Source organism: Pseudomonas sp. P108 (assembly GCF_032613195.1).
Lineage (GTDB): Bacteria > Pseudomonadota > Gammaproteobacteria > Pseudomonadales > Pseudomonadaceae > Aquipseudomonas.
Window position 1 is genome coordinate 5,495,473 of the sequence record NZ_CP126691.1, and the last position, 25,985, is coordinate 5,521,457.

General features: G+C 59.9%; 26 protein-coding genes and 1 other RNA gene. 5 read left to right on the plus strand and 22 right to left on the minus strand.

Features of this window, described 5'->3' with window-relative positions:
* Positions 1–11: 11 nt before the first annotated feature.
* The 15 genes from QOM10_RS24125 to rsmI all read right to left on the minus strand — a co-directional run bounded on the left by QOM10_RS24125 (position 12) and on the right by rsmI (position 15,987).
* Complete coding sequence (locus tag QOM10_RS24125) at positions 12–878, minus strand: cell division protein FtsQ/DivIB (RefSeq protein ID WP_127929706.1); 867 nt, start codon at positions 876–878, stop codon at positions 12–14.
* A gap of 4 nt (positions 879–882) precedes the next feature.
* Entirely contained in the window at positions 883–1,842 is a 960-nt protein-coding gene (locus QOM10_RS24130; protein WP_127929707.1) for a D-alanine--D-alanine ligase, read from the minus strand.
* A complete protein-coding gene (murC, locus tag QOM10_RS24135; protein WP_150750475.1) occupies positions 1,839–3,299 on the minus strand; it encodes a UDP-N-acetylmuramate--L-alanine ligase in 1,461 nt (486 codons plus the stop codon). Before murC ends, QOM10_RS24130 begins: the two co-directional genes overlap by 4 nt.
* Entirely contained in the window at positions 3,292–4,362 is a 1,071-nt protein-coding gene (gene murG, locus QOM10_RS24140; RefSeq protein WP_150750476.1) for an undecaprenyldiphospho-muramoylpentapeptide beta-N-acetylglucosaminyltransferase, read from the minus strand. Before murG ends, murC begins: the two co-directional genes overlap by 8 nt.
* A complete protein-coding gene (ftsW, locus tag QOM10_RS24145) occupies positions 4,352–5,569 on the minus strand; it encodes a putative lipid II flippase FtsW (RefSeq protein ID WP_016987575.1) in 1,218 nt (405 codons plus the stop codon). Before ftsW ends, murG begins: the two co-directional genes overlap by 11 nt.
* The gene (gene murD / locus QOM10_RS24150; RefSeq protein WP_316917076.1) at positions 5,566–6,912 is read right to left on the minus strand and encodes a UDP-N-acetylmuramoyl-L-alanine--D-glutamate ligase; all 1,347 of its coding nucleotides are present in this window, start codon (positions 6,910–6,912) and stop codon (positions 5,566–5,568) included. Before murD ends, ftsW begins: the two co-directional genes overlap by 4 nt.
* Positions 6,913–6,917: 5 nt before the next feature.
* The gene (gene mraY, locus QOM10_RS24155) at positions 6,918–8,000 is read right to left on the minus strand and encodes a phospho-N-acetylmuramoyl-pentapeptide-transferase (protein WP_007917000.1); all 1,083 of its coding nucleotides are present in this window, start codon (positions 7,998–8,000) and stop codon (positions 6,918–6,920) included.
* The gene (locus tag QOM10_RS24160; protein ID WP_316917077.1) at positions 8,000–9,367 is read right to left on the minus strand and encodes a UDP-N-acetylmuramoyl-tripeptide--D-alanyl-D-alanine ligase; all 1,368 of its coding nucleotides are present in this window, start codon (positions 9,365–9,367) and stop codon (positions 8,000–8,002) included. Before QOM10_RS24160 ends, mraY begins: the two co-directional genes overlap by 1 nt.
* The gene (locus QOM10_RS24165; protein WP_127929712.1) at positions 9,360–10,823 is read right to left on the minus strand and encodes a UDP-N-acetylmuramoyl-L-alanyl-D-glutamate--2,6-diaminopimelate ligase; all 1,464 of its coding nucleotides are present in this window, start codon (positions 10,821–10,823) and stop codon (positions 9,360–9,362) included. The genes QOM10_RS24160 and QOM10_RS24165 overlap by 8 nt, the downstream gene beginning before the upstream one ends.
* The gene (locus QOM10_RS24170) at positions 10,823–12,562 is read right to left on the minus strand and encodes a peptidoglycan D,D-transpeptidase FtsI family protein (RefSeq protein ID WP_174245137.1); all 1,740 of its coding nucleotides are present in this window, start codon (positions 12,560–12,562) and stop codon (positions 10,823–10,825) included. Before QOM10_RS24170 ends, QOM10_RS24165 begins: the two co-directional genes overlap by 1 nt.
* Complete coding sequence (gene ftsL / locus QOM10_RS24175; RefSeq protein WP_095123194.1) at positions 12,562–12,855, minus strand: cell division protein FtsL; 294 nt, start codon at positions 12,853–12,855, stop codon at positions 12,562–12,564. The genes QOM10_RS24170 and ftsL overlap by 1 nt, the downstream gene beginning before the upstream one ends.
* Positions 12,852–13,799 carry a 16S rRNA (cytosine(1402)-N(4))-methyltransferase RsmH gene (gene rsmH / locus QOM10_RS24180; RefSeq protein ID WP_008082779.1) on the minus strand — a complete coding sequence of 316 codons (948 nt, stop codon included), beginning with the start codon at positions 13,797–13,799 and terminating at the stop codon, positions 12,852–12,854. Before rsmH ends, ftsL begins: the two co-directional genes overlap by 4 nt.
* Entirely contained in the window at positions 13,796–14,251 is a 456-nt protein-coding gene (gene mraZ / locus QOM10_RS24185) for a division/cell wall cluster transcriptional repressor MraZ (RefSeq protein WP_007917012.1), read from the minus strand. Before mraZ ends, rsmH begins: the two co-directional genes overlap by 4 nt.
* A 403-nt stretch (positions 14,252–14,654) precedes the next feature.
* Positions 14,655–15,008: RNase P RNA component class A (rnpB, locus tag QOM10_RS24190), an RNA gene on the minus strand.
* Between the two features lie 73 nt (positions 15,009–15,081).
* Positions 15,082–15,987 (minus strand): 16S rRNA (cytidine(1402)-2'-O)-methyltransferase, encoded by a 906-nt coding sequence (rsmI, locus tag QOM10_RS24195; RefSeq protein WP_134177973.1) that lies wholly within the window; start codon positions 15,985–15,987, stop codon positions 15,082–15,084.
* Between the two features lie 177 nt (positions 15,988–16,164).
* Here rsmI and QOM10_RS24200 point away from each other — a divergent pair, with 177 nt between their 5' ends.
* The 4 genes from QOM10_RS24200 (at position 16,165) to QOM10_RS24215 (ending at position 19,611) form a co-directional block, all read left to right on the plus strand.
* On the plus strand, positions 16,165–17,976 hold the full coding sequence (locus QOM10_RS24200) for a penicillin-binding protein activator (RefSeq protein ID WP_127929714.1): 1,812 nt from the start codon (positions 16,165–16,167) through the stop codon (positions 17,974–17,976).
* Positions 17,976–18,338 (plus strand): YraN family protein, encoded by a 363-nt coding sequence (locus tag QOM10_RS24205; RefSeq protein WP_127929715.1) that lies wholly within the window; start codon positions 17,976–17,978, stop codon positions 18,336–18,338. Before QOM10_RS24200 ends, QOM10_RS24205 begins: the two co-directional genes overlap by 1 nt.
* 104 nt (positions 18,339–18,442) lie before the next feature.
* The gene (locus QOM10_RS24210; protein ID WP_007917022.1) at positions 18,443–19,036 is read left to right on the plus strand and encodes a phosphoheptose isomerase; all 594 of its coding nucleotides are present in this window, start codon (positions 18,443–18,445) and stop codon (positions 19,034–19,036) included.
* Entirely contained in the window at positions 19,033–19,611 is a 579-nt protein-coding gene (locus QOM10_RS24215) for a BON domain-containing protein (RefSeq protein WP_007917023.1), read from the plus strand. The genes QOM10_RS24210 and QOM10_RS24215 overlap by 4 nt, the downstream gene beginning before the upstream one ends.
* A 51-nt stretch (positions 19,612–19,662) precedes the next feature.
* On the opposite strand, the gene QOM10_RS24220 is transcribed toward QOM10_RS24215, so the two are convergent.
* The 7 genes from QOM10_RS24220 to rplM all read right to left on the minus strand — a co-directional run bounded on the left by QOM10_RS24220 (position 19,663) and on the right by rplM (position 24,548).
* Positions 19,663–20,076: a ClpXP protease specificity-enhancing factor gene (locus tag QOM10_RS24220; RefSeq protein ID WP_007917024.1), complete on the minus strand. Its 414-nt coding sequence runs from the start codon at positions 20,074–20,076 to the stop codon at positions 19,663–19,665.
* Between the two features lie 16 nt (positions 20,077–20,092).
* On the minus strand, positions 20,093–20,710 hold the full coding sequence (locus QOM10_RS24225) for a glutathione S-transferase N-terminal domain-containing protein (protein WP_007917025.1): 618 nt from the start codon (positions 20,708–20,710) through the stop codon (positions 20,093–20,095).
* Positions 20,711–20,856: 146 nt separating this feature from the next.
* Entirely contained in the window at positions 20,857–21,639 is a 783-nt protein-coding gene (locus tag QOM10_RS24230) for a cytochrome c1 (protein ID WP_008080280.1), read from the minus strand.
* Positions 21,639–22,850, minus strand: coding sequence for a cytochrome b (locus QOM10_RS24235; RefSeq protein WP_038361054.1), 1,212 nt, complete (start codon positions 22,848–22,850; stop codon positions 21,639–21,641). The genes QOM10_RS24230 and QOM10_RS24235 overlap by 1 nt, the downstream gene beginning before the upstream one ends.
* Positions 22,850–23,443 carry a ubiquinol-cytochrome c reductase iron-sulfur subunit gene (gene petA / locus QOM10_RS24240; RefSeq protein ID WP_127929717.1) on the minus strand — a complete coding sequence of 198 codons (594 nt, stop codon included), beginning with the start codon at positions 23,441–23,443 and terminating at the stop codon, positions 22,850–22,852. The genes QOM10_RS24235 and petA overlap by 1 nt, the downstream gene beginning before the upstream one ends.
* A 269-nt stretch (positions 23,444–23,712) precedes the next feature.
* Entirely contained in the window at positions 23,713–24,105 is a 393-nt protein-coding gene (gene rpsI, locus QOM10_RS24245; RefSeq protein WP_008080273.1) for a 30S ribosomal protein S9, read from the minus strand.
* A gap of 14 nt (positions 24,106–24,119) precedes the next feature.
* Positions 24,120–24,548: a 50S ribosomal protein L13 gene (gene rplM / locus QOM10_RS24250; protein ID WP_007917032.1), complete on the minus strand. Its 429-nt coding sequence runs from the start codon at positions 24,546–24,548 to the stop codon at positions 24,120–24,122.
* 245 nt (positions 24,549–24,793) lie between these two features.
* Between rplM and QOM10_RS24255 the strand changes: the two genes are divergently transcribed.
* On the plus strand, positions 24,794–25,834 hold the full coding sequence (locus QOM10_RS24255) for an NADP(H)-dependent aldo-keto reductase (protein WP_008080271.1): 1,041 nt from the start codon (positions 24,794–24,796) through the stop codon (positions 25,832–25,834).
* The last annotated feature ends 151 nt before the right edge of the window (positions 25,835–25,985 follow it).

The following is a 25,985-nucleotide window of genomic DNA, read 5'->3' on the forward strand; positions in this document are numbered from 1 at the left end:
CCTGCCTCTTCTTAATTCTTTGCGACAGCGGGTTGGGCTGTCGTCGGCGCTACAGGTTCCCGCCAGCCAACAGCGAGGCCGTTGGCGTAGCGCAGATCGATGCGCGCAATGTTCGTAATCTGGTCTTTAAGCGTCTTGTCATAGATGGCGATAAAACGGCGCATCTTTTCCACCAGGTTGCCGCGTCCCAGCAGCAACTCGATGCCGGGGCCAGAACTGCCGGCACCGGTGGTCAGGAACCAGCTTCCGCGTTCACGCAGTTCCAGGCGTGCGATCGAGAAGCCCAACGGCCGCAGCATCTGGCTCAGCACCTGATACTGCTGCATCACTTGTTGCTGGGCCCGCTGTGGGCCGAACAGCTGTGGCAGGTGTTCGTAGTTCGCCAGTTCCTTGGGCGTAAATGCCTGGCCCTGGTTGTTCAGTAACGACTCGTCGCCCCAACGCGCCACCGGCAGTTGTTCTTCGAGGCGGATCACCACTTGGTCCGGCCATACCCGACGTACTTCGGCATGGGCAATCCACGGCATTTGTTCAAGCTCGGTGCGCATGCCGGCCAGGTCGATGGTGAAGAAGCTCGACGCCACAAACGGGGCGATCCGCTGTTGCACCGCTTGCTGGCTGATGTAGCTCAGGTCGCCCTGCACGGCGATCTTGGTGATCGGCCGGTCGGCGTACGGCAGCAGACGCGTTGCACCTTCGTAAGTACCAAAGCCCAGCGCGACCAGCAGCACCGGCCAGAACAGACTTTTCAGAAAACCAAAATTGGCTTTCGGCAGGCGCGCGGACATCGGCTCTTTCGCCACCATGCGGCTGGCACCCCGCGGCACCGGCTTGCGGCCGGGTGCGGGAGGCTGATGTCGGAGCTGAGCGCCTTGCATCGTCTTAACCTCGAGCGTCTTCAACACTGGCGGCCAGAATGGCCAGAACCAGTTGCTGGAAATCCAGACCGGCCGCACGCGCGGCCATCGGCACCAGACTGTGATCGGTCATGCCCGGAGCGGTATTCACTTCCAGAAACCAGAACTGCCCGTCAGCGTCCTGCATCACGTCCGCCCTGCCCCAACCGGCAATACCCAGCGCCTCACAGGCCTTGGCCGTGAGATCCATGAGTTGCTGTTCCTTGGCGGCATCCAGCCCGCACGGAATGCGGTACTGGGTATCGTTGGCGATGTACTTGGCGTCGTAGTCGTAGAACGTGTGCGGTGTACCCAGGGCGATAGGAGGCAACACCTGGTCACGCAGGGTGGCGATGGTGAACTCCGGACCTTGAATCCATTGCTCAACCAAGACTTGCGAATCGTAGGTACTGGCCGCTTTCCATGCGTCGATCAACTCGGACGCAGAACTCACTTTGGCCATCCCGATACTTGAACCTTCATGCGCCGGTTTGACGATCAAAGGGAAGCCCAGTTCCGTCGCCGCCGAAATACAATCGGCTTCGCTGCACAGCACGGCGTGACGCGGCGTCGGAATCCCGAGGCTGTGCCAGACCTGCTTGGTGCGCAGTTTGTCCATCGCCAGGGCCGAAGCCAGAATGCCACTGCCGGTGTACGGAATGCCCGCCACTTCGAGCAGGCCCTGCATGGAGCCGTCTTCACCGCCACGACCGTGGAGAATGATGAACGCGCGGTCGATCTTTTCGCTGAGCAGACGTTGCAGAATGTCCTCGCCAACGTCGATGCCGAACGCGTCCACGCCAGCGCTTTGCAGCGCCTCGAGCACGGCGTTACCGGATTTCAGCGAAACCTCACGCTCGGCACTCAGGCCGCCGAAGAGCACGGCGACGCGGCCGAAGTCTTTCGGCGCGATCGTGGAAAACAGCTTGGCGTAGGCAGCAGTCATTTCAACTTCCCCTCGACCGGCGCCGCCACGGCGCCAGCGAACAATTCACTTTTCAACAGCTTCGGCGCGAGACCGCCGATATCACCAGCGCCCTGACACAACAGGATGTCGCCGGCACGCAGCAGCGGCTTGACCAACGGCGCCAGATCGACGCCACGCTCGATGTAGATCGGGTCGAGCTGACCGCGCTGGCGGATGCTGTTGCACAGCTTGCGGCTGTCGGCGCCCGGAATCGGCTCTTCGCCGGCCGGATAGACTTCCATCAACAGCAACACGTTGGCGTCGGCCAGCACATTGACGAAATCGTCGTACAGATCGCGGGTGCGGCTGTAACGGTGCGGCTGATACACCATCACCAGACGGCGCTCCGGCCAGCCACCGCGTACGGCTTTGATCACAGCCGCGACTTCAGTCGGGTGGTGACCGTAGTCATCGACCAGCATCACGTTGCCGCCGTCCACCGGCAGTTCGCCGTAGACCTGAAAGCGTCGACCGACGCCCTGGAAACCCGACAGGCCCTGGACGATGGCTTCATCGCTGACGCCTTCGTCGGTGGCGATGCAGATGGTCGCCAGCGAGTTGAGTACGTTGTGGTTGCCCGGCATGTTCACGGAAACATCCAGCGGCTCGCGGTCAGGGCGCAGCACGGTGAAGAAGGTCTGCATGCCTTGCTGACGAACATTGATCGCACGGATGTCAGCGTCTTCGCTGAAGCCGTAGGTCACGGTCGGACGTTTCACCAGCGGCAGAATTTCGCGCACCACCGGGTCGTCCAGGCACATCACCGCCAAACCGTAGAACGGCAGGTTGTGCAGGAACTCGACGAAGGTTTTCTTCAGTTTGTTGAAGTCACCGTCGTAGGTCGCCATGTGGTCGGCGTCGATGTTGGTGACCACGGCCACCAGCGGTTGCAGGTGCAGGAAGCTCGCATCGCTTTCATCGGCTTCGGCGATCAGGTAACGACTGGTGCCGAGCTGGGCATTGGTGCCCGCGGCATTCAGACGACCACCAATCACGAAGGTCGGGTCCAGACCACCCGCCGCGAACACCGAAGCGATCAGGCTGGTGGTGGTGGTTTTGCCGTGCGTGCCGGCGACGGCGATGCCGTGGCGATAACGCATCAGTTCAGCGAGCATCTCGGCACGCGGCACCACTGGAATACGACGTTCAAGGGCAGTCGCGACTTCCGGGTTGGAGGTGTTCACAGCGCTCGACACCACCAGCACATCGGCAGTCGCGGCGTTCTCGGCACGGTGGCCGATATAGATCTGTGCACCGAACGATTCCAGACGCTCGGTGACCGGCGAAGCTTTCAGGTCGGAACCGGAGACTTCATAACCCAGGTTCAACAACACTTCGGCAATGCCGCACATGCCCACGCCGCCGATGCCGACGAAGTGGATGCGACGGATGCGGCGCATTTCCGGTTGCGGCATGGCTTTCTGATTCTCAACCATGGGCCACCTCCAGACAGGTATCGACCACGCTACGGGTGGCATCGGGTTTCGCCAGACGGCGGGCCGCTTGGGCCATATCTTCGAGTCGTTGCGGTTGCATCAAGACCTCTGTCAGGCGCGCGGCAAGGTCCGCGGCACCAGTCGTTCTTTGCGGCATCAGGAAGGCAGCGCCTTCACGGGCCAAATAATCGGCGTTGCGGGTCTGGTGATCGTCGATCGCGTGGGGCAAAGGCACCAGCATCGAGGGCAGACCGGCGGCAGCCAGCTCACTGATGGTCAACGCGCCTGCGCGGCACACCACCAGGTCAGCCCAGCCATAGGCCTGGGCCATGTCTTTGATGAACGGCTGCACCTGCGCATCGACGCCGGCGGCGCGGTAGCGCTCTGCAGTCACTTCATCGTGGTTTTTGCCGGCCTGATGGAACACTTCCGGGCGCAAATCGGTAGCGACTTGGGCCAGGGCTTCAGGCAGCAACTTGTTCAACGGTTCTGCGCCAAGGCTTCCGCCGAGGATCAGCAAACGCGCTTTGCGACCGGCCAGGGCTGGTCGCGATGTGTCGAGGAACAGCTCGCTGCGCACCGGGTTTCCGGTGGTACGGCGGGTGTCCGACAGAGTAAAGGTGTCGGGGAACGCTTCACACACTCGGGCGGCGAACGGCACCAGCAACCGATTGGCGGTGCCGGCCACGGCGTTCTGCTCGTGAACGATCACCGGCACGCCAGCCAGTTTCGCGGCAAGGCCACCGGGACCAGTCACATAACCACCGAAGCCGACCACACACACCGGTTTCAAGCGACGGATGATTGCCCGCGCCTGCCACACCGATTTCAGCAGCATGAACGGCGCCTTGAGCAGCGACAGCTTGCCCTTGCCGCGCAGGCCGGTGGCGTTGATGCGGTGCAGTTCCAGCCCTGCGGCCGGCACCAGTTCGTTCTCGATCCCGCGTGGCGTGCCGAGCCAGTGCACGGTGTAGCCGCGCGCCTGAAACTCGCGGGCACAGGCCAGCGCCGGGAACACGTGGCCGCCGGTGCCGCCGGCCATGATCAATACGTTAGCGCCCATGATTCGGCTCCTCAGCGAAGTCGCTCTCATGGAATTCCATTTCTTCACTGCCCAGGTGGGTTCGACTCTCCCACTCGATCCGCAGCAACAAGCCAAGGCAGGCGCAGCAGATCACCAACGAGCTGCCGCCATAACTGAGGAACGGCAAGGTCAGACCTTTGGTTGGCAACAAGCCGACGTTCACCCCGATGTTGATCAGGAACTGACCAATCCACAGGAACGACAGACCGTAAGCCACATACGCGGCGAAGAACTGCTTGGCTTTCTCCGCCCACAAGCCGATGTACATGCCGCGAATACACACGAACACGAACAGCGCCACGGTGCACAGCGAACCCACGGCGCCGAGTTCTTCGGCCAATACCGAGAACACGAAGTCGGTGTGCGCTTCCGGCAGGTAGAACTGCTTCTGCACGCTGTTGCCCAGACCGACGCCGAGCCATTCACCGCGACCAAACGCGATCAAGGCTTGCGACAACTGATAGCCGGCGCCGAACTGGTCAGCCCACGGGTCAGCGAAGTTGGTCAGACGCGCCATTCGATAAGGCTGCATCTGGATCAACAGCACCACGGCCCCGACCGCCAACACCACCATCAGCGAGAAGCGGAACAGCCCGACCCCGCCAAGAAATAGCATGGCCGCCGCAGCGCCCATCATCACGACGGTGGCACCGAAGTCCGGCTCCATCAGCAACAGGCCTGCCATTGGCAGCAGCACGATGAACGGCTTGAAGAAGCCCATCCAGCTCTCGCGCACTTCCTTCTGACGCCGCACCAGATAACCGGCGAGGTAGATCACTACGAATACTTTGGCGATTTCGGACGGCTGCACGTTGAAGAAGCTGAAACCGATCCAGCGCATCGAGCCGTTCACTTCGCGACCGATGCCCGGGATGATCACCATCACCAGCAAGCCGAACGCACCGATCAGCATCAGCCAGCCAAGGCGTTGCCAGGTAGCGATCGGAATCATCATGGTGACGATGCACGCGCCCAATCCGAGCACCACATAAATAAGGTGGCGAATCATGTAATACAGCGGACTGCCCGACTGCGCGGCTGCCACCTCAGTGGATGCCGAGGCAATCATGATCAGGCCGAGACCGAGCAGCGCCAGGCAACCGGCGAGCATAGGGAAATCGAGATCGATGCCGCGCCCGGTGATGATCGGCGACGGATACGGCTTGATGATATTGAACAGACTCATGCCAGTTCCTCCACAGCGCGGACGAACTGGTGACCACGGTCTTCATAGTTCTTGAACATGTCGAAACTGGCGCAGGCCGGCGACAGCAGCACCACATCACCCGGCTGGGCGGCGGCGCGGCATTGCGCAACGGCGTCAATCAGCGAGGTCGCGCGAATCAACGGCACGGCGTCGCCGATGGCTGCGCCGATCTTGTCGGAGTCGCGGCCCATCAGGATCACGGCGCGGCAGTTGGCCGCCACCGGATCACGCAGATCGTTGAATTCGGCGCCCTTGCCATCGCCACCGGCGATCAGGATGACCTTGCCGTCGATGTCCGCGCCCAAGCCTTCGATGGCGGCCAGAGCGGCGCCGACGTTGGTGGCTTTCGAATCGTTGTAATACGCCACGCCGTCGAGATCACGTACCCACTGGCAGCGATGTTCGAGGCCGGCAAACGTGCGCAGGGCCGAGAGCATGGCGTCGAACGGCAAGCCCACGGCATGCCCCAGCGCCAATGCCGCGAGGGCGTTGGACTGGTTATGTGCGCCGCGAATCTTCAGCTCACGCACCGGCATCAGGTTCTGGAATTCGAAGGCCAGGTATTTCTCGCCGTCTTCTTCGCGGATACCGAAGGCTTTGAAATCCGGTTTGGTCAGACCGAAGGTCCAGCACGGCTGGCCCTCGCCCATCAACGGACGGGTCAGCGCATCCTGACGGTTGACCACAAACTGCTTCGCGCCACGGAAAATCCGGTGCTTGGCCAGGTGGTACGCCGGCAGGCCGCTGTAGCGATCCATGTGGTCTTCGCTGATGTTCAGCACGGTGGCCACTTCAGCGTTGAGCTGGTCGGTGGTTTCCAGTTGGAAACTCGACAGTTCCATCACGTACAGCTCGACGTCGTCGCTGAGCAGATCCAGCGCCGGGGTGCCAAGGTTGCCGCCGACGGCGACGCGTTTGCCGGCCGCAGCCGCCATCTCGCCGACCAGGGTGGTGACGGTGCTTTTCGCGTTGGAACCGCTGATGGCGACGATCGGCGCCCGCGCGTTACGCGCGAACAGCTCGATGTCGCCGGACAGTTTCACGCCACGGGCCGCAGCGGCTTGCAGGGCCGGGGTCGCCAGCGCCAGGCCGGGGCTCACGTAGAGCTCGTCGGCACGGCACAGGAATTCGACGTCCAGCTCGCCACAACGCACTTCCACGTGCGGATAGTCACGCTTGAGCGTGGCCAGTTCCGGTGGATTTTCCCGCGTGTCGGCCACGGCAAACGACGTGCCCCGGTTCGCCAGGAAGCGAACCAGGGACATGCCGCTCTTGCCGAGGCCGACAACGATGCGGAAGTGGTCAGAAGCGATCAGAGACACTCGTTCTACCTCAGCTTCAGGGTGGCAAGGCCGATCAGCACGAGAATCACGGTGATGATCCAGAAACGGACGATCACGCGCGGCTCGGGCCAGCCCTTGAGTTCAAAATGGTGGTGTATCGGTGCCATGCGGAACACACGGCGACCGGTCAGCTTAAAGGACGCAACCTGAATGACGACTGACAGGGTTTCCATCACGAACACGCCGCCCATGATGAACAGGACGATTTCCTGACGGACGATCACGGCGATGGTGCCCAGTGCCGCACCGAGTGCCAGCGCACCGACGTCACCCATGAACACTTGCGCCGGATAGGTGTTGAACCACAGGAAACCGAGACCGGCACCGATCAGCGCGCCGCAGAACACGATCAGCTCACCCGCGCCCGGTACGTAGGGAATCAGCAGGTACTCAGCGAATTTCACGTTACCCGACAGGTAGCAGAAAATGCCGAGGCCGCCGCCAACCATCACGGTCGGCATGATCGCCAGACCGTCGAGGCCATCAGTCAGGTTGACCGCGTTGCTCGAACCGACGATCACGAAGTAAGTCAGCACGATGAAGCCCAGGCCCAGCGGAATGCTGTAGTCCTTGAGCATCGGCAGGATCAGCGTGGTTTCCACCGGCGTGGAAGCCGTCATATAAAGGAAGATCGCCGCGCCGAGGCCGAACACCGATTGCCAGAAATACTTCCAGCGGCTCGGCAGGCCACGCGAGTTCTTCTCGATGACTTTGCGGTAATCGTCAACCCAACCGATGGCGCCGAACAGCAGAGTCACCAACAGAACAGTCCAGACGTAGCGGTTGCTCAGGTCAGCCCAAAGCAGAGTGCTGACGCCGATCGAAGACAGAATCAGTGCGCCGCCCATGGTCGGGGTGCCCGACTTGGACAGGTGCGATTGCGGGCCATCGTTACGAACGGACTGGCCGATCTGACGGTTCTGCAAAGTGCGGATCATCCACGGGCCATAGCACAGCGACAAAACCAGCGCGGTCAGCACACCGAGAATCCCGCGCAGGGTCAGGTACTGAAAGACCGCGAAGCCTTTGTAGAACTGTTGCAGATACTCCGCTAGCAGCAGCAGCATTAATGTTTCTCCAGACTGGACCCGCACAGAGCCGCAACGATGTTTTCCATCGCTGCACTGCGCGAACCCTTGATCAAAATGGTGGTGTTTGTGTCCTGCTCGGCGTCGAGGGCCTGAATCAGTTCGGCTTGGCTGCCGAAGTGATGCGCCTGTTCACCGAAAGCGTTTACGGCGTGAACCATGTTTGGCCCAACGGCATAAAGCGCGGAAACCTTGCCCCGGGCGTACTCGCCCACGTCGCGGTGCCCCTGCTCCGCCCAATCGCCCAACTCGCCGATATCTCCGAGCACCAGGACGGTGCGGCCGGAAAAGCCGGCGAGTATATCAACGGCCGCGCACATCGAGGTGGGGTTTGCGTTGTAAGTGTCATCGATCACGCGCATACCGTTTTTCGCCAGTTGCGCGACGGTGCGACCCTTGACCGGTTGCACGGCGCCAAGCCCGGTGGCGATGCCGAACAGCGACACGCCCAAGGCGTGAGCGGCAGCGGCGGCGGCCATGGAATTGGCGACGTTGTGCGTGCCGAGCAGATTCAGTTGAACGCGCTCGACACCTTCAGGTGTGTGCAGATTGAAGGCCGGGCAACCACGAGCATCGGTGCTCAGGTCGCTGGCGTAGAAGTCCGCCTGAGTGTTGCTCAGGGCGAAAGTCAGCACCTTGCGAGCGCCCGCACGGGTCTTCCAGATACCGAAGGCTTTGTCATCGAGGTTGAGTACGGCGACGCCATCCGCCGCCAGGCCGTCGATGATTTCGCCTTTGGCTTCGACGATTTTTTCCGGCCCGCCAAACTCACCGACGTGCGCGGTGCCGGCGTTATTCAAAATCGCCACGTGCGGCTTGGTCAGGCCGACGGTATAAGCGATTTCACCCAGACGCGAGGCGCCCAGTTCGATCACCGCCGAAGTGTGTTCCGGGGCCAGTTCGAGCAGGGTCAGCGGTGCGCCGAGGTCGTTGTTCAGATTGCCACGGGTCGCCAGCACCGGACCGCGCGTGCGCAGGATGCTCGCGAGCATTTCCTTGACCGTGGTCTTGCCGCTGGAGCCAGTGATGGCAGCGACTGGCTGAGTGAACGCGGCACGGTTCAAGGCCCCCAATTGGCCGAGGGCCTGACGGGTGTCTTTGACCAGCAGTTGCGGCAGCGTGCTGTCGGCGACTTCACGCTCGACCAGCGCGGCAACGGCGCCTTTGCCAGCGACATCGTTCAAATAGTCATGACCGTCGAAGCGCGGCCCGGTCAACGCAATAAACAGTTGGCCTGGCTGGATCGCGCGACTGTCGATGCTGACGCCGTCGAAGCTGGCATCACCAGCGATCAAACGGGCGTCGAGCGCGTTGGTCAGTTCGCTGAGTTTGAGGGCCTTAAGCATGGGCCACCTCCCAAGCGGTCAGGGCGTGATCGGCCTCGACCAGATCAGAGAAGGCATGACGCACGCCGTTGATTTCCTGATAGTCCTCGTGACCTTTACCGGCCAGGACAATCACGTCTTCGGCGGACGCGCCAGCGACCAGTTGCGCAATCGCCTGACCACGGCCCGCAACGAAGGTGACTTTATCCACAGCCGTGAAACCGGCGCGGATGTCATCGAAAATCACTGCGGGGTCTTCAGTACGCGGGTTGTCGTCGGTGACCAGCACTTGATCGGCCAGACGCTCGACCACTTCGGCCATCAATGGACGTTTGCCACGATCACGATCACCGCCGCAGCCGAACAGGCACAGCAGCTGACCTTTGACGTGCGGGCGCAACGCGGTCAGTACTTTTTCCAGCGCGTCCGGGGTGTGGGCGTAATCGACCACCACCAACGGCTGCGTACCACCACCCAGACGCTGCATGCGACCGGCCGGGCCTTCGAGTTTCGGCAGTACTTTGAGAATTTCGTCGAGCGCGTAATCCAGACCGAGCAGCGCGCCGACTGCCGCCAGAACGTTGCTCAGGTTGAAGCGACCGAGCAGTGTGCTGCGCAGATGATGCTCGCCCTGCGGCGTCACCAATGTGGCGCGCACACCGTGGTCGTCAAACTGCGCTTCGCGGCAGAACAGGTACGCACTGCTGTCGAGCAGGCTGTAGGTGATCAGGCGCGATTCACGTTTTTCAGCGGCCAGTTGCCGGCCGAAATCGTCGTCGAGGTTGACCACGCGGCACTTCAGATCATTCCAGGCGAACAGCTTGGCCTTGGCCTCGGCGTACGCCTCCATGCTGCCGTGATAATCCAGATGATCGCGGGACAGGTTGGTCATCACCGCGACATCGAATGCCAAGGCAGTGACGCGGCCCTGATCCAGACCGTGGGACGAGACTTCCATGGCTACGGCTTTGGCCCCGGCCTTTTTCAGGTCGCCCAACGTCGCTTGCACGGCGATCGGATTCGGCGTGGTGTGCAGACCACTTTCCAATGCGCCATAGAAGCCGGAACCGAGAGTACCGACGATGCCGCAATGCTGGCCGAGCAGATCGAGCGCCTGCGCAACCAATTGGGTCACGCTGGTCTTGCCGTTGGTGCCGGTCACGCCGATCAGATTCAGGTGATGACTTGGCTCGCCGTAAAAACGCCCGGCGATGTCCGACAGCTGTGCCGCCAGGCCTTTGACCGGAATCAGCGGCACGTCGGTGATCGGCAGCACGGTGGCGCCTTCCACTTCATACGCCACCGCTGCCGCGCCACGTTGCAGGGCATCGGCAATGTGCGCACGGCCATCGAATTTGCCGCCAGGCACGGCGAGGAACAGATCGCCCGCGCGTACGTTGCGGCTGTCCAGCGCCAATTCACGGATCAACAGATCGTGGCCGGCGTGGGGGAATATCTTGTTCAGACTTAATGACATCAGCCGCGCCCTCCATTGGCTTTCAGCGGAACGACCGGGGTAGCGTTGGCTTGTTGCGTCGTCGGCAGGTTGTCCGGCGTTACGTTCATCAGGCGCAGGGTGCCGGACATCACACGGCTGAACACCGGCGCGGAAACCAGACCACCGAAGTAACCGGCCTTGGACGGCTCATCGATCACCACAACAATCGCGTAACGCGGATCGCTCATCGGGCCGAAACCGGCGAACAGCGAGCGGTAAGAGTTTTCCGCGTAGCCCTTGGTGCCCACCGAAGTCTTACGCGCGGTACCCGACTTGCCCGCCACGTGATACGCCGGCACCTGCGCACGGAACACGCCGCGCGGCGCTTCGATCACCTGGGTGAGCATGCCTTGCAAGGTTTTCGCCACGGCTTCCGGCAGCACTTGCGTGGTCTGCGGCGGCTTGTCGGTTTTGATCAGGGTCAACGGCGCGAGACGACCGTTGTTGGCCAGCGCCGAGAACGCGTGGACGAGTTGAATCGCGGTCACGGAAATACCGTAGCCGTAAGAAAGCGTTGCGGTTTCAGCCTTGCGCCAATCGCGGTAGTTCGGCAGGTTGCCGACACGTTCGCCCGGGAAGCCGAGGCCGGTGTCCTGGCCGAGGCCGACTTTCTGCGCGAGGCGGAAAATCGTTTCGCCGCCGATATCGAACGCGACCTTACTCATGCCGACGTTACTGGAATTGATCAGGATGCCGGTCAGGTCGAGCACCGGACCTTCGCTCTTGGAGACGTCCTTGATCGTGTACTTGCCGATCTGCAGGGAGCCCGGATACACCTCGACGGTGTCGCTCGGTTTCCAGCGGCCGGTTTCGATTGCAGCGGCCATCGAGATGGCTTTCATGGTCGAACCCGGTTCGAACACGTCGATCATCGCGCGGTTACGCATCATTGCCGGCTGCAGGTTGCGACGGTTGTTCGGGTTGTAGGTCGGCTGGTTGACCATGGCCAGAATCTCGCCGGTCTTGACGTCCATGATCACCAGACTGCCGGCCTTGGCGCCGTTCTCGATGATCGCGTTACGCAGTTCGCGGTTGGCCAGATATTGCAGACGCAGGTCAATGGACAACGCCAAGGGCTTGCCGGCCTTGGCGTTTTTGGTGACCTGGACATCCTTGATCAGCCGACCGCGCCGATCCTTGATGACCTGTCGTTTGCCCGGCACCCCGGCGAGCCATTCGTCATAGGCCAGTTCGACACCTTCACGACCGTGGTCATCGATGTCGGTAAAACCGACCATGTGCGCAGTGACTTCACCGGCCGGGTAGAACCGGCGGAACTCTTCGATGCCATAAACGCCCGGCACTTTCAGATCGAGCACAGCCTGGCCCTGCTCGGGGGTCAGCCCGCGCACCAGATAAATGAATTCTTTGTTGGCCTGGGCTTCGAGGCGTTCGGTCAGGGCTTTCGGATCCTGACCCAGCGCGGCGGCGAGTGCCGGCCACTTCTCTTTAGCCGTTTGCATTTCCTTGGCGTTGGCCCACAGCGTGGTCACCGGGGTACTCACGGCCAACGGCTCGCCGTTACGGTCGGTGATCAGACCACGGTGAGCGGGAATCGGAATGTGACGCAGGCTGCGCGCGTCGCCCTGACCTTTGAGGAAGTCACGGTCAACCACTTGCAAGTCGATGATGCGCCAGCAGATCGCCGCGACCATGATGCCGAGCAGCGCCACCATCAGGCGGAAGCGCCATGGGAACAGTGCACCTTCGAGTTTCATCATGGCGCCACCATCTTCACGTCAGCCGCGCCAGGGATATGCATTTTCAGTTGTTCGGTGGCCAGCACTTCGATACGGCTGTGCGCGGTCCAGGTGCTCTGTTCGAGAATCAGACGACCCCACTCGGCCTGCGCCTTGTCGCGCACGCTGAGTTCGTTATAAAGGGTGTTGAGCAACTGCCGGTTCCAGTGCGCGCTGTACGACACGGCGATGGCCGAGACGAGCACGCCGACAAACAGCAGCAGCATCAGAAAGCTGCCGCCGGGCAGTGGCTTGGCGAAAAGCTTGCTCACCGCAGCTTCTCCGCGACGCGCATGACGGCGCTACGGGAACGTGGGTTGGCTTTGAGTTCGGCGTCGGAGGCCGTCTGCGCTTTGCCATGGACTTTGATTTTCGGTTCGAACGCGACATGGCGAACCGGCAGGTTGCGCGGCAGGTTGTCGGCTTCGCCTTTCACCAGCTTGCGCATGAACAGTTTGACGATGCGGTCTTCCAGCGAGTGGAAGCTGATCACCACCAGACGGCCGCCGATTTCCAGTGCGTCCAGCGCGGCTTCGAGGCCGGCTTCCAGATCGCCCAATTCGTTGTTGACGTGAATGCGCAAACCCTGGAACGCACGGGTGGCCGGGTTCTTGCCCTTTTCCCATGCCGGGTTGGCGACTTTCAATACTTCGGCCAGATCGGCGGTGCGCTCGAACGGTTTGATATCGCGACGCTCGGCGACGGCGCGAGCCATACGACCGGAGAAACGTTCTTCGCCGTATTCCTTGAACACCCGGGCGATTTCCTCAGCCGGCGCGGTGTTGACGAATTCGGCAGCGCTGATGCCACGGGACGGATCCATGCGCATGTCCAGCGGGCCATCGTTGAGGAAACTGAAGCCGCGTTCAGCGTCGTCGAGCTGCGGCGAAGACACGCCGAGGTCGAGCAGAATGCCGCTGACCTTGCCGCTCAGACCTTGCTCGGCAACCACCGAACCGAGCTCGGCAAAGCTGCGCTGCACAACGACAAAGCGGCCGTCTTCGGCCGCTAGCGTTTGCCCGGTGGCAATCGCTTGTGGATCTTTGTCGAATCCGATGAGCCGACCGTCCGTGCCGAGCTGGCTGAGGATCAGCCGGCTGTGTCCGCCGCGCCCGAACGTACCGTCCAGATAGCAGCCATCAGGACGTACGGCGAGAGCCTCGACGGCTTCGTCAAGCAGTACGGTGATGTGGTTAAAGCCGCTATCAATAGTCACAGGATCAAATCACGCAGTTCATCAGGCATCGCGCCCGGTTGTTGAATGGCAGCAAGGTCAGCGGCAGATACCGCGTTCCATGCATCCTCGTCCCACAATTGGAACTTGTTCAGTTGGCCCACCAGCATTGCGCGCTTATCGAGCTTGGCGTATTCGCGCAGACGCGGTGGAACCAGAAAACGACCACTGCCATCGAGCTCGAGGTCGACGGCATTACCAATCAGCAAACGTTGCAGGCGACGGTTCTCTTCGCGAAGCGAGGGAAGCGCGCGCAACTTGGTTTCAATAATTTCCCACTCGTCGAGCGGATAGACACACAGACACGGATCAACGGCATCAATGGTCACGATCAATTGGCCGGAACTGCGCGAATCGAGCTCGTCACGGTACCGGCTCGGCATGGCGAGACGGCCCTTTGCGTCGAGACTGATAGCGTTAGCTCCGCGAAACACGTCTGCGTTTCTCCAATTTTTATCGTTTTGAGCTCAAAAAACCCACTTCATGCCACTTTCCGCCACTTGCGCACACTATAGGAATGCGCCCACCACACCGTCAAGGCGCGGATTAAAGGAAAACCCTTACAGAACGGAGATTTAGGAGCTTAAAAGGAGGAGTAACGACAATCTGGCGGAGAGTTTCGACCCATAACTTGATGCAGCACTGACAGCTGCGCTCGAAAGTTAAAGTAATTTGTTAAGAGTAAGATTTTTTCGGTATTACAAAAGCGCTTCTGCTGTTGATTGAAGCGAGGTGGGAAATGGCTATTACTGGCATTTGCCGCTGCCGAACTTTCAGAGCAGGCCTGCTGATATTACACAGCCCTGTTGCCAATGATTCAAGCAGGGAAAGAAAAAGGTGGAGAGTCGATCTGTAAGCCGGGTTCTGTCTTGAACAGTCATTCGTCTACGATGGCCATCACTGGACATCTTTAGCAACCTACCCGGTCCCAGCGCGGGCCACGCCTTGGGACCCTATTTGGTCTTGCTCCAAGTGGGGTTTACCTAGCCACGAACTGTTGCCAGACGTGCGGTGCGCTCTTACCGCACCTTTTCACCCTTACCGGCGCCGAAGCGCTTAGGCGGTTATTTTCTGTGGCACTTTCCGTAGGCTCACGCCTCCCAGGCATTACCTGGCACTTCGCCCTATGGAGCCCGGACTTTCCTCCCCCCCCTAATTTTCATAGAGGGCAGCGACTGTCCGATCGACTCTCCGCCGCGAAGGTTAACGGCAGAGCGCCTGAAGAACAAGCGCTAAAAGCCTCAAGACCGTTATGGGCGACGGCTTACACGCCTTTCTGTTTATCCAGCGCGACCTGATACAACACGTTTTTACGCTCACCGGTGATCTGCGCTGCCAACGCGGCGGCACGCTTGAGCGGCATTTCTTCGAGGAGCAGATCGAGGATGCGCATCGCTTCGCTGCTGACTGCGTCTTCGGACTCCGGCGCAGTCCAGCCAGCGACCAGCACCACACATTCGCCGCGCTGCTGATTGCTGTCGGATTCGACGAACGCGCGCAACTCAGCCAGCGGCAGACCTTTTAGCGTCTCAAAGGTTTTGGTGATTTCCCGGGCGAGCAATGCCTGACGCTCACCGCCGAACACTGCTTCCATATCCTGCAGGCATTCAAGAATGCGGTGCGGTGCTTCATAGAAGATCAGCGTACGCGACTCTTCTTTAACCGCTTCCAGTCGCGCTTTGCGTCCGACCGATTTGGCCGGCAGAAAACCTTCGAAGATGAAACGGTCAGACGGCAGACCGGCCGCCGACAACGCCGCGATAAGCGCACAGGCGCCGGGCACCGGGACTACATTGATTCCGGCCGCACGGGCCTGACGCACGAGGTGATAACCCGGATCGGAAATCAGTGGCGTACCGGCATCGGAAATCAGCGCGACGTTATCGCCCGCCAGCAGACGGGTAATAAAGCGGCTACCTTCATCTCGTTCATTGTGTTCGTGACACGCGGCCAACGGCGTGCCAATCCCGAAGTGCTGCATCAGGCGCGCCGAGTGGCGGGTGTCTTCAGCAGCGATCAAGGCGACTTCACGGAGGATCTTCAATGCCCGGGCGCTGATGTCGTCCAGGTTGCCGATGGGCGTCGCCACCACATAAAGCGAGCCAGCAGCGGAATTCAGGGAACCTGGAGCAGTCAAAGCGCACACCTCGTGATCGGTAAAAGCGGCCATTGTAGCGCGTCACGAGGCTTGCGATGCGCTCAAGCCGAGCCCGGTTTTGCACGCAGTTGTGCGCCGCCGCAACATTTACTCCAGCTAAATTGTCCGATTCACGCCAGTAACATCGCGCCCCGGCCAGTGCTTGGGTACAATTCGACGCTAATTTGATCGAGTATCAGGAACACTTACATGATCGCTTGCCTGCGGCTGTTCACTGCCCTCTGCCTCGCTGCCTTGTTGGCGGCTTGCGCCAGCTCCCCTTCCTCCAGCCTTGGCGAACTTCCACGGACCCCGGATGCCAGCATCGAGCAATTGCTCGAACAGGCTAGCCAGGCGAAAACCCCGGAAAAAGCCGCCCTGCTGCGCCTCAGCGCTGCGGACCTGGCTTATCGTCAGGGCAACGCCGGACAGTCCGCGCAAATCCTGCAACAAGTGCCGATGGAGCAACTCAAGCCCGGCCAGCAGATTTTCGCCAGCACCTTGAATGCCGAGCTGGCCATGACCCGCAATCAGCCGAAAGCCGCGCTGACTGCCCTGAGCCATCCAAGCCTGCAACATTTGGGCGAGATGCCTGAAGAGCAGCAAGTGCGCACCGGCACCGTACACGCCCGCGCCCTTGAAGCCGATGGCCAGACTTTGGCTGCCGCCCGCGAGCGCGTGTTTATCGCGCCGATGCTGCAAGGCGAAGCCGCGAGCAAGAACCACGAAGCGATCTGGACCCTGATCGGCTCGCTGCCAACCGACCAACTGCAACCGAACAGCACCGACGATCTCGGCGGCTGGATGGGCCTGGCCATGGCGGTAAAATCCGCTGGCACCCTGGAACAGCAGCAAGCCGCGATCGACACCTGGCGCGCGCAGAATCCAAAGCACCCGGCCGCAATCAACCTGCCGCTACCGCTGACCAAACTCAAGGAACTGGCCAGCCAGCCGCTGAGCAAAATCGCCCTGCTGCTGCCGCAAGATGGCCAACTGGCAGCGGTCGGTAAAGCACTGCGCGAAGGCTTCATGGCTGCCCACTACCAAGCCCAACAGGCCGGGCAAAAGCCGCCGGCGATCGAGTTCTACGACAGCTCGAAACTGACTTCGATGGACGAGTTCTACCGCAAGGCTCAGGCTGACGGCGTGCAACTGGTCGTCGGGCCGCTGGAAAAACCACTGGTCAAACAGCTGAGCACCCGTCCGCAACTGCCGATCACCACCCTCGCGCTGAATTACAGCGAAGGCGATCAAGGCCCGGCGCAACTGTTCCAGTTCGGTCTGGCCGCTGAAGACGAAGCCCGCGAAGTCTCGCGTCGTGCCCGTGCCGACGGCCTGCACCGCGCCGCCATCATGGTGCCGAAAGGCGAATGGGGCGACCGCGTACTGCGCGCGTTCAGCCAGGACTGGCAGGCTAACGGCGGCAGCATCGTAGCGACCGAACGCGTTGATCAGCCGGTGCAACTGGCTCAGCAGATTGCCGACATGTTCCAGCTGCGTCAGAGCGAAGCCCGCGCCAAGAGCCTGCAGAACGCCGCCGGCACCAACGTAGCCGCGCAGCCTTCGCGCCGTCAGGACATCGAATTCATCTTCCTTGCTGCCACGCCGCAACAGGCACAGCAGATCAAGCCGACCCTGAACTTCCAGTATGCCGGTGACGTTCCGGTTTACGCGACCTCGCACGTTTACAGCGCCAGCGGCGACATCAACCAGTACAACGACATGAACGGCATTCGCTTCTGCGAAACCCCGTGGCTGCTAGACAGCAGCGACCCACTGCGCCAGCAAGTGGTTGCGCAGTGGCCGCAAGCCGCCGGCAGCCTCGGCCGTCTGTACGCCATGGGCGTGGACGCCTATCGTCTGGCACCGCGCCTGGGCCAGCTCAAAGCACTGCCGGACAGCCGTATCGACGGTGAGTCGGGCAGCCTCGGCATGACCCAGACCCAACGCGTTGTGCGTCAGTTGCCTTGGGCGCAGTTCGTCAGCGGTCAGGTGCAGCGCCTGCCGGACACCCCGCGCTGATGCCCGACAGGTCACGCTCGCAAAGCGGCAAGGATGCCGAGCGCCAGGCGCTCGAGCATCTGCAACAACAAGGTCTGCGCCTGCTGGCGCAGAACTGGTTTTGTAAACGCGGCGAGCTTGATCTGGTCATGCTTGATGGCGATACAGTAGTATTCGTTGAAGTTCGCTACAGAAAAAACACTCAATGGGGTGGCGCGCTCGCTAGCATCGATGAGCGCAAGCAGCAGAAACTGATTTTCGCTGCGCAGTATTTTCTTCAGCGCGAGTCGCGTTGGGCCAATTCCCCCTGCCGCTTCGACGTGGTGGCCATCGACAGCCATCCGGATCAGCTGAACTGGTTGCAGAATGCTTTCGACAGTTGATCGTCGGCGTTGCGACCCGGACAATTCCACCGACAAATTTTGCTCTTTGCTTTGCGGGCTGCACATTCATGTGCCGGACAGCCGCGCTACTTAAGGTCACACAGATGGACATGCAATCCCGAATTCGCCAGCTTTTCCAGGCCAGTATCGACACCAAGCAACAGGCGATGGACGTACTTGCACCGCACATCGAGCAAGCCAGCCAGATCATGGTCAACGCCCTGCTCAACGAAGGCAAAATGCTTTCGTGCGGCAATGGCGGCTCGGCCGGCGATGCCCAGCACTTCTCTTCGGAGCTGCTCAACCGCTTCGAGCGCGAGCGCCCGAGCCTGCCGGCGATCGCCCTGACCACCGACACCTCGACGATCACCTCGATCGCCAACGACTACAGCTACAACGAAGTATTCTCCAAACAGATCCGTGCGCTCGGTCAGCCAGGCGATGTCTTGCTGGCGATTTCGACCAGCGGCAACTCGGCGAACATTATTCAAGCGATCCAGGCCGCACATGATCGCGAAATGATTGTCGTAGCTATGACCGGACGCGATGGCGGCGGCATGGCGTCGCTGCTGCTGCCCGAGGACGTCGAGATTCGCGTACCGGCCAACGTCACCGCACGTATTCAAGAAGTCCACTTGCTGGCGATCCATTGCCTTTGCGATCTGATCGACAGCCAACTGTTCGGGAGTGAAGAATGACCCCTAATCGCCTTGGCCTTCTGGCCTTGACCCTGTGCCTCGGCATCAGCGGCTGCACCTCGGTGGTAAACGCCAGCCGTGAAGCACCGATCGACGACGATCGTGGCACCCGCACCTTCGGCAGCAAGATCGACGACTCGTTGATTGAAACCAAAGTGGGCGTGAACGTGGCCAAAGCCGACCCGGCCCTGGACAACGATTCGCACATCGTCGTCACCAGCTTCAACGGTGTCGTACTGCTGGCCGGCCAGACACCTCGCGCAGACCTGAAAGCCAAAGCCGAACAGGCAGCAGCGGCGGTCCAACGGGTAAAAACCGTTCATAACGAACTGCAAGTCATACCGCCGTCCGGCTTCCTGGCGCGCCAGAACGACACCTGGCTGACGTCCAAGATCAAGACGCAGATGCTCACCGACGCCAGCATCCCTGGCTCGCGCATCAAGGTCGTGACCGAGAACGGTATCGTCTACCTGCTGGGCTTGCTGACCAAACAGGAAGCCACCCAGGCAACCAATCTGGTGCAGGGTGTTTCCGGCGTGCAGAAAATCGTCAAGCTGTTCGAATACATCGACTGACAGCCGAAACGCGCACACAAAAAAGGCGATCCATCCGGATCGCCTTTTTTATTACTTCACCACTTTCAAACTAGGCCGGCCGCTAGGGCGCGGCGGTTCGCTGTCCGGTGGCGGCAAGTCGTCATCCGACTCGATCTCTTCTTCGTCATCCATCGGCGACTCGAGATCGAACACCATACCTTGACCGTTCTCCCGGGCGTAGATCCCCAGGATCGCGCTGATCGGTACGTACAAGCTGTGCGGGACACCACCGAAGCGACCTTCGAAGGTCACCACGTCGTTGTCCATGTGCAGATGACGCACGGCACTCGGAGAAATGTTCAGGACAATCTGCCCGTCACTGGCGAAACCCTGCGGCACTTGCACTGCCGGGTACTCGGAATTGACCAGCATGTGCGGGGTGCAATCGTTATCAACAATCCACTCATAGAGCGCGCGGACCAGATAAGGTCGACTGGAGTTCATAGCGGCTCCTTAAGCCTTAGCGCATATCGCGTTCGACACCAGACAGACTCGCCTGGAAAGCCTCACGCGCAAACGAGCGCTCCATATAATCAAGCAGCGGCTTGGCTGGCCGCGGCAGTTCAATACCCAGAATCGGCAAACGCCAGAGTATTGGCAATAGGCAGCAATCCACCAGACTTTGTTCCTCACTGAGGAAAAACGGCTTGTCGGCAAACAGCGGCGACACGCCCGTCAGGCTTTCACGCAATTCCTTGCGCGCCACGACACGCGCAGCCTCCTTGGACTTGGGATCCAGAATCAGATCCACCAGACCACACCAGTCGCGCTGAATGCGGTGAATCAGCAAACGGCTGTTGGCACGCGCCACCGGGTAAACCGGCATCAACGGCGGGTGCGGGTAACGCTCATCCAGATATTCCATCACCACGGTCGACTCCCACAACGCCAGGTCACGATCGACCAGCGTCGGCAGACTGCCGTAAGGGTTTACCTCAATCAGTTTAGGCGGCTGGCGACCAGCTTCCACATAAATGATCTCGGCGCTGACACCCTTCTCTGCAAGCACAATGCGCACTCGGTGGGAATAGTGGTCGGCGGGGTCGGAGTAACAGGCCAACCGATTGGTCACGCCCATGGCGATCCTCCTCGCTTGTTGAATTTGTCGGAACCGGAAAAACGCGCGCGCCCAGAGGGCGCCTCCCACAACACCTGGCGAGCCAGATCTTGCGTTACCGGAGGCGCCCTTGGGCGCGCGCGATTAACAGCAATGCTTGAAGCGTATCAGTGCACGTCTTTCCAGTATTCACGCTTGAGCAGGTAGGCGAACACAAAGAAGAACGCCAGGTACAGCAAGACGTAAGTACCGATGCGCTGATGTTGCAGCTTAACCGGGTTAGCCGAGTAAGCCAGGAAGGTTACCAGATTCTTGACCTTCTCATCGAACTGCTCTTCGTTCAGAGCACCGGATTTCGGCACGATGGTCAGTTGATCGCACGCTTCATGGGTCAGAGGCGTGCCGGTCAACGGATCATATTGCTTCTTGCCGTCTTCGACGATCTGCACCTGTTTGCAACCCACGACCTGACGACCTTGCAGGCCGACCAGCACGTTAGGCATGCCGACGTTCGGGAAGACCTTGTTGTTCACACCCCATGGGCGTGCCGGATCTTCGTAGAACGACTTGAGGTAACCGTAGAGCCAGTCGGTGCCACGCACGCGAGCAACCAGGGTCAGATCCGGTGGTGCCGCGCCGAACCAGGTCTTGGCGTCCGCCGGCTGCATGCCGATGGTCATGTGATCACCGATCTTGGCACCGGTGAACACCAGCTTCTCCAGCATCAGTTCGTGCGGCACACCGAGGTCATCGGCGACGCGCTCATAACGCTGGAACTTGGCACTGTGGCAGCCCATGCAATAGTTGGCAAAGGTGCGCGCACCGTCCTGCAGGGCAGCTTTGTCGGAGACATCGATGTCGACTTTTTCCAGCTCCGGACCACCGTGTTCAGCAGCGAACGACAAGACAGGCAACGCAGCAAAAATCAGAGCAAAAAATAACTTTTTCATCAGCCAGTCACCCTTTCCGGAACCGGTTTGGTCTTCTCGAGCCGGGTGTAGAACGGCATCAGAATGAAGTAGGCGAAGTACAGGAAGGTGCAGACCTGCGACAACAGGGTTCGCCCCGGGGTCGGCGCAAGCACACCGAGAATACCCAGAATCACGAACGAAATGCAGAACACCACCAGCCAGATTTTGCTCATCCAGCCTTTATAGCGCATCGATTTCACCGGACTGCGATCAAGCCACGGCAGCACGAACAACACCGCAATCGCCGCCCCCATGGCGATAACGCCCATGAGCTTGTCCGGGATCGCACGCAAGATGGCGTAGAACGGTGTGAAGTACCAAACCGGCGCAATATGCTCTGGCGTCTTGAACGGGTTGGCTTGCTCGAAGTTTGGTTTTTCGAGGAAGTAGCCGCCCATTTCCGGGAAGAAGAACACAATGAAGCAGAAGATAAACAGGAACACTACAACGCCGACAATGTCTTTCACGGTGTAGTACGGGTGGAAGGCAATGCCGTCCAGCGGGATGCCGTTTTCGTCTTTGTGCTTCTTGATGTCGACGCCGTCAGGGTTGTTCGAACCGACTTCGTGCAGCGCCAGAATGTGCAGCACCACCAGACCGAGAATCACGATCGGCAGCGCGACAACGTGCAAGGCGAAGAAGCGGTTCAGGGTGATCCCGGAGATCAGGTAGTCACCACGAATCCACTGGGTCAGGTCGTTACCGATCACCGGAATCGCACCGAACAGCGAGATGATCACCTGGGCCCCCCAGTAAGACATCTGACCCCACGGCAGCAGATAACCCATGAACGCTTCGGCCATCAGTGCCAGATAAATCAGCATGCCGAAGACCCAGACCAGCTCGCGCGGTTTCTGGTACGAACCGTAGAGCAAGCCACGGAACATGTGCAGATAAACCACGATGAAGAACGCCGAAGCGCCAGTCGAGTGCAGCAGACGCAAGATCGAGCCGTACTCGACGTCGCGCATGATGTACTCGACGGAAGCGAAGGCTTCTTCCGCCGACGGCGTGTAACTCATCGTCAGCCAGACACCGGTGACAATCTGATTGACCAGAACCAGCAGCGCCAGAGAGCCGAAGAAATAGAAGAAGTTGAAGTTTTTTGGAGCGTAATACTTGCTGAGATGGTCTTCCCACATTTTTGTCGCAGGAAAGCGCGCATCAACCCAATCCATGAACTTGCTCATCACGCTTTCTCCGGATCAGTACCAATGATGATCAGGTCATCGGTCTCATAGGAATGCGGCGGAACTGGCAGGTTCAAAGGCGCAGGTTGCGACTTGTAGACGCGGCCAGCCAGATCGTAGTGGGAGCCGTGGCAAGGGCAGAAATAGCCACCGACCCAGTCTTTACCCAGATCCGCAGGTGCCACTTCGGGACGGAAAGTTGGTGAGCAACCCAGGTGAGTGCAGATCCCGATCAGCAGCAGAATTTCCGGCTTGATCGAACGCACTTCAGGGTCGACATAGGTAGGTTGCGTGGAGTTTTTGGAGGTTGGATCGGAGAGCTGGCCCTCGATCTTTTTGAGATTCCCCAGGATTTCCTCGGTACGGCGGACAATGAACACCGGCTGGCCGCGCCACTCAGCAATCATCTGCTGTCCTGGCTCGATTTTGCTGACATTCACTTTCACCGGTGCACCGGCGGCTTTCGCCTTGGCACTGGGAAACCATGACCCCACGAACGGGACCGCAGCCCCCACCGCTCCTGCAGCACCCACCACGGATGTGGCTGCTACCAAGAAGCGACGCCGGCCTGCATTCACGCCGTCATTGCTCATTCAGTCCTCTCCCATCAGCTTTTGTGGCCTGTTAAATCAGGCATCTACTAAATAAATCAATGTTACTTATAAAAATTTTGCCGAATGGTAATGAAAAGCCCCAATTCTGACAAGGGAATTACCCGGAGCTCTTACCCTCAAGCCTTGCAGTATAGGGGGTCTACGGAAGTGGCAAGTTGTCGCAGCGCAATTCTTTGATAAATCACAGGCATAAAAAAACGCCCGCTTCCGTGAGGAGGCGGGCGTTCTTTTTGAACGCGGAAGCGGAATTAACGCTTCGAGTACTGCGGACGCTTACGCGCTTTACGCAGACCAACTTTCTTACGTTCAACTTCACGGGCGTCGCGAGTAACGAAGCCAGCTTTGCGCAGAGCGCCACGCAGGGTTTCGTCGTAGTCCATCAGAGCGCGAGTGATGCCGTGGCGGATTGCGCCAGCTTGACCACTTACACCACCACCGATCACGGTGACGTAGATGTCGAACTTCTCGACAGTCTCAGTCAGCTCCAGCGGCTGGCGAACTACCATGCGGGCAGTTTCACGGCCGAAGAAGTTTTCCAGCGAACGGTTGTTGATGGAGATGTTACCAGTACCCGGACGCAGGAAAACGCGTGCGGTTGCGGTCTTGCGACGGCCAGTGCCGTAATTTTGAGTCGCCGACATAATGTACTATTCCGTTAAAACTTCAGTTCTTGGGGCTGCTGAGCAGTATGTGGGTGTGCAGCGCCCGCATAGACTTTCAGCTTACGGTACATGTCGCGACCCAGTGGGTTTTTAGGCAGCATGCCTTTAACCGCGGTCTCGATCACGCGCTCAGGGGCTTTAGCGATCAGCTTTTCAAAGTTGATCGACTTGATGCCGCCCGGGAAACCGGAGTGGGAGTAGTACATTTTGTCAGTGGTTTTAGCACCGGTAACACGAATCTGCTCAGCGTTGATTACGACGATGTAGTCGCCGGTGTCAACGTGAGGAGTGTACTCAGGCTTGTGCTTGCCACGCAGACGGCTCGCGATTTCGGTGGCCAGACGACCCAGGGTCTGACCAGCAGCGTCGACGACAAACCAGTCGCGCTTTACTGTTTCCGGTTTAGCAGTAAAAGTTTTCATTCTTTATAGCCTCAGGGGCCGCCCTGTAAATTAGACGGCGGATCTTACTGAATAGTGCGTACTTTGACAAGTCAAAGGCAGCCGGATACAGACGCTTTCGGGGGCTCGGGTCGGCGCGTCCGTTCAACGGCAAGATTCTTCGGCGGCGGCGCATCACTTCCACTGCAGAAAGAGGTCGGCAATTATGCAGATTGCGAAAAATATTTCAACCTGCTTTTATGATTGTTTTGCCCAAGGAGCACCCGATGGACTATCGCCAGCTAGGCCGTACCGACCTGAACGTGAGTGCAATCTGCCTCGGCACCATGACCTGGGGCGAGCAAAACACTGAAGCTGAAGCCTTCGCCCAGATCGAACGGGCCAAGGAAGCCGGGATCAATTTCATCGACACCGCCGAGATGTACCCGGTGCCGCCGAAAGCCGAAACCTACGCTACCACCGAGCGCTACATCGGCAATTACTTCAAAAGTCGCGGCGACCGCGCCGACTGGATCCTCGCCAGCAAGATCGCCGGCCCCGGCAACACCATCGATTACATCCGCGACAAAAACCTGCGCCACAACCGCCAGCACATCACCGCAGCGGTGGACGCCAGCCTCGAGCGTCTGCAGACCGACTACATCGATCTGTACCAACTGCACTGGCCGGAGCGCAGCACCAACTTTTTCGGACAGCTGGGCTACAAACACAAGATCGAAGCCAACCTGACGCCGCTGGAAGATACCCTCGAAGCGCTCGACGAGCAGGTGAAGGCCGGCAAGATCCGCCACATCGGTCTGTCCAACGAAACGCCGTGGGGCACCATGCGTTTTCTGGCGCTGGCCGAAGCCCGTGGCTGGCCGCGCGCGGTGTCGATCCAGAACCCGTACAACCTGCTTAACCGCAGTTTTGAAGTGGGTCTGGCGGAAATCGCCATCCGCGAACAATGCGGCCTGCTCGCTTATTCGCCGCTGGCTTTCGGTTTCCTCTCAGGCAAATACGAAGGTGGCGCGCGTCCGCCGAAAGGTCGTCTGAGCCTCTACAGCCGCTTCAGCCGCTATTTCAATGCGCAGTCGGAAGCAGCATGCAGCCGCTATGTGGCGCTGGCCCGTGAACACGGTCTGGATCCAGCGCAAATGGCGTTGGCGTTCGTGACGCAGCAGCCGTTTGTCACCAGCAATATCATTGGTGCGACCACGCTTGAACAACTGGACAGCAACATTGCCAGCTTCGATCTGAAGCTGTCGGATGAAGTGCTGGAAGGGATCGAGGCGATTCACAAGGATCATCCGAATCCTGCGCCTTGATTGAACGCGAAAAGCTTCGCGAGCAGGCTCGCTCCCACAGGTACAGCGTGATCCTTGTGGGAGCGAGCCTGCTCGCGAAAGTGCCGATCAGATCACCACCAAAGCGGAACGCGGAGCGTCCCCGGCGGCATTCCCACGCAGAGCGTGGGAA

Coding starts and splice junctions, on each gene's coding strand:
- QOM10_RS24125 (WP_127929706.1), bottom strand. CDS start 878: ATGCAAGGCGCTCAGCTCCGACATCAGCCTCCCGCACCCGGCCGCAAG.
- QOM10_RS24130 (WP_127929707.1), bottom strand. CDS start 1,842: ATGACTGCTGCCTACGCCAAGCTGTTTTCCACGATCGCGCCGAAAGAC.
- murC (WP_150750475.1), bottom strand. CDS start 3,299: ATGGTTGAGAATCAGAAAGCCATGCCGCAACCGGAAATGCGCCGCATC.
- murG (WP_150750476.1), bottom strand. CDS start 4,362: ATGGGCGCTAACGTATTGATCATGGCCGGCGGCACCGGCGGCCACGTG.
- ftsW (WP_016987575.1), bottom strand. CDS start 5,569: ATGAGTCTGTTCAATATCATCAAGCCGTATCCGTCGCCGATCATCACC.
- mraY (WP_007917000.1), bottom strand. CDS start 8,000: ATGCTGCTGCTGCTAGCGGAGTATCTGCAACAGTTCTACAAAGGCTTC.
- QOM10_RS24160 (WP_316917077.1), bottom strand. CDS start 9,367: ATGCTTAAGGCCCTCAAACTCAGCGAACTGACCAACGCGCTCGACGCC.
- QOM10_RS24165 (WP_127929712.1), bottom strand. CDS start 10,823: ATGTCATTAAGTCTGAACAAGATATTCCCCCACGCCGGCCACGATCTG.
- QOM10_RS24170 (WP_174245137.1), bottom strand. CDS start 12,562: ATGAAACTCGAAGGTGCACTGTTCCCATGGCGCTTCCGCCTGATGGTG.
- rsmI (WP_134177973.1), bottom strand. CDS start 15,987: ATGGCCGCTTTTACCGATCACGAGGTGTGCGCTTTGACTGCTCCAGGT.
- QOM10_RS24200 (WP_127929714.1), top strand. CDS start 16,165: ATGATCGCTTGCCTGCGGCTGTTCACTGCCCTCTGCCTCGCTGCCTTG.
- QOM10_RS24205 (WP_127929715.1), top strand. CDS start 17,976: ATGCCCGACAGGTCACGCTCGCAAAGCGGCAAGGATGCCGAGCGCCAG.
- QOM10_RS24210 (WP_007917022.1), top strand. CDS start 18,443: ATGGACATGCAATCCCGAATTCGCCAGCTTTTCCAGGCCAGTATCGAC.
- QOM10_RS24215 (WP_007917023.1), top strand. CDS start 19,033: ATGACCCCTAATCGCCTTGGCCTTCTGGCCTTGACCCTGTGCCTCGGC.
- QOM10_RS24220 (WP_007917024.1), bottom strand. CDS start 20,076: ATGAACTCCAGTCGACCTTATCTGGTCCGCGCGCTCTATGAGTGGATT.
- QOM10_RS24225 (WP_007917025.1), bottom strand. CDS start 20,710: ATGGGCGTGACCAATCGGTTGGCCTGTTACTCCGACCCCGCCGACCAC.
- QOM10_RS24230 (WP_008080280.1), bottom strand. CDS start 21,639: ATGAAAAAGTTATTTTTTGCTCTGATTTTTGCTGCGTTGCCTGTCTTG.
- QOM10_RS24235 (WP_038361054.1), bottom strand. CDS start 22,850: ATGAGCAAGTTCATGGATTGGGTTGATGCGCGCTTTCCTGCGACAAAA.
- petA (WP_127929717.1), bottom strand. CDS start 23,443: ATGAGCAATGACGGCGTGAATGCAGGCCGGCGTCGCTTCTTGGTAGCA.
- rpsI (WP_008080273.1), bottom strand. CDS start 24,105: ATGTCGGCGACTCAAAATTACGGCACTGGCCGTCGCAAGACCGCAACC.
- rplM (WP_007917032.1), bottom strand. CDS start 24,548: ATGAAAACTTTTACTGCTAAACCGGAAACAGTAAAGCGCGACTGGTTT.
- QOM10_RS24255 (WP_008080271.1), top strand. CDS start 24,794: ATGGACTATCGCCAGCTAGGCCGTACCGACCTGAACGTGAGTGCAATC.